This is a genomic window from Streptomyces mexicanus (assembly GCF_902506575.1).
Classification (GTDB): Bacteria; Actinomycetota; Actinomycetes; order Streptomycetales; family Streptomycetaceae; genus Streptomyces; species Streptomyces mexicanus.
Genome location: NZ_LR732699.1, coordinates 1 through 1,322, shown reverse-complemented (window position 1 = coordinate 1,322; position 1,322 = coordinate 1). Strand labels below are relative to the sequence as shown.

The following is a 1,322-nucleotide window of genomic DNA, read 5'->3' as shown; positions in this document are numbered from 1 at the left end:
TGCCCCGGGTGGGGGCCTCAGCGGGCGACGGCGGGTTCTCGGACGGCCACCACGTCCATCCGGGCCGGGGCGCCCAGCACCGACGCCCCGCAGCTGTCCGGACGCGGCGGTACGGCGGCGCCCTGGGCCACGCTCACGTGCCACCGCCGCCCGTCCGCGTGGGCGACGGTCACCTCCCACCGGGGTGCGGCACCCTCGACGCCCGTGACGCTCAGCACCTCGGCGCGGTCCTCGCCCAGCGCCCTGCGCACGGCCAGCTCGGCAGCCTGCCCGGGCCGCTGCCAGGCGGTACGGCCCCGGCAGCCCTCCAGAGTCACCCGGCCCTCCCGCACGCCGCGCAGGGCCTCCACGACGACGTGCGCCTCGGCCCGCCCGTAGGCGTATCCGTACGGCAGGACGAGCAGCGTCGGGGAGAAGCGGTGGCCGCCGAGGTGGGTGACCTCCCAGACGCCCTGCAGTCCGCCGGCGGCGAGATCGGACGCGAGGGGCCGGCCCAGCAGGGCGCAGCACTGGTCGCGCTTGCCGTTGGTGCAGACGAGGGCGAGCGGGTCACCTGTGTGCGGCCGCCCCCGCAGCACCGCGTCGAACGTGTGCGGCTCGCCCCGGCCGAGCGCGGCGAAGTCCAGGTCCAGCAACTGCTCGGGGGCGGCGCTCACGGCGCTGTGCAGCCACGCGTTGCCGGGAACCGTGTGGGCCGCGTACACCTGCCGCCGCGACGGCGCACGACAGTCGGCGTGGCGTCCCGGACGCCGGATGAGCGCCACCCGGACGCCGGTCCCCTGGGCCGCCCGCTCCAGCGCCCGTCCCACCGCGGGGTCCAGGTGGCTGGAGGTGAGCGCCCTGGCGCCCCACGGGCCGGGCTGCTCCAGCAGCAGCCACGTCGTCGCCGTGGGCGCGGTGGCGGACAGCGGCTCGTCGAGCTGCCGGGAGACGGTCGCGCACGTACTCACACAGGTGAGCCTAACCTGACTGGGCGCGCGGCGAATCCCGGCCGTCGGAGTGATCTGTTCCGGCTGCGGCTGTGCCGGGGTCGCGACGGTGGCAGTGCTGGAGTCACGGCTGTGGCTGTGCTGTGGCTACTGCTGCTGCGGCCGTGGCAGCGGCTGGGGCGGCTGGGGTCCGGCGTACCGGCCGCTCGGGCGCATGCGCAACGGGCGCTCCCCGTACTCCTCCAAGGCGTGGGCGATCCAGCCCGCCGTGCGGGCCACAGCGAAGATCGTCTCGCTCGCGCTGGACCGCATGCCGCACGAGGCGGTCAGCACGGCCAGGGCCAGGTCGACGTTGGCGTGCAGGGGGGTGTGGCGGGCGGTGGTGGCCACGAT

2 protein-coding genes are annotated in these 1,322 nt (G+C 76.3%); both read right to left on the bottom strand.

Going from position 1 to position 1,322, the window contains the following annotated elements:
• Nucleotides 1–17 precede the first annotated feature (17 nt).
• Nucleotides 18–950, bottom strand: coding sequence for a ferredoxin family protein (locus tag GV126_RS35420; protein WP_159675532.1), 933 nt, complete (start codon nucleotides 948–950; stop codon nucleotides 18–20).
• 126 nt (nucleotides 951–1,076) lie between these two features.
• On the bottom strand, nucleotides 1,077–1,322 hold a 246-nt coding region (locus tag GV126_RS35415), incomplete at its 5' end, for a citrate/2-methylcitrate synthase (RefSeq protein WP_328707389.1).